This is a genomic window from Streptomyces sp. SID13726, from assembly GCF_010548375.1.
Taxonomy (GTDB): Bacteria; Actinomycetota; Actinomycetes; order Streptomycetales; family Streptomycetaceae; genus Streptomyces.
In genome coordinates, this window is record NZ_JAAGLY010000465.1 from 1 (window position 1) to 439 (window position 439).

Annotated in this window: 1 protein-coding gene; it reads right to left on the minus strand. The window is 67.0% G+C overall.

All coding sequences use genetic code 11. From position 1 onward, the window contains the following. A partial coding sequence (locus G3I78_RS48605) for a dipeptide/oligopeptide/nickel ABC transporter ATP-binding protein (protein WP_164437046.1) occupies positions 1-439 on the minus strand: 439 nt, incomplete at both ends.

Here is a 439-nt window from a genome sequence, read left to right on the forward strand (position 1 = left end):
GCAGATGATGATCTCCGGGTTGAGCGCGAGGCCGCGGGCGATGCCGAAGCGCTGGCGCTGGCCGCCGGAGAACTGGTGCGGGTACCGGTTGATGTACTCCGGGTTGAGGCCCACGACGTCCAGGAGCTCCTGGACCTTGCGGCGCCGGTCGCCCTTGGGAGCCACCTCGGGGTGGATCTCGTAGGTCTCCCCGATGATGTCGCCGACCGTCATGCGCGGGTTCAGCGAGGTGTACGGGTCCTGGAACACCATCTGGATGTTGCGGCGGACGGCCTTCAGCGCGCGCCCGGACAGCTTGGTGATGTCCTGGCCCTTGTAGAAGACCTCGCCCGCGGTGGCCCGCTCCAGGTTCATCAGCAGCTTGGCGACTGTGGACTTGCCGCAGCCGGACTCACCGACGATGCCCAGCGTCTCGCCCTGGTACAGGTCGAAGCTGATG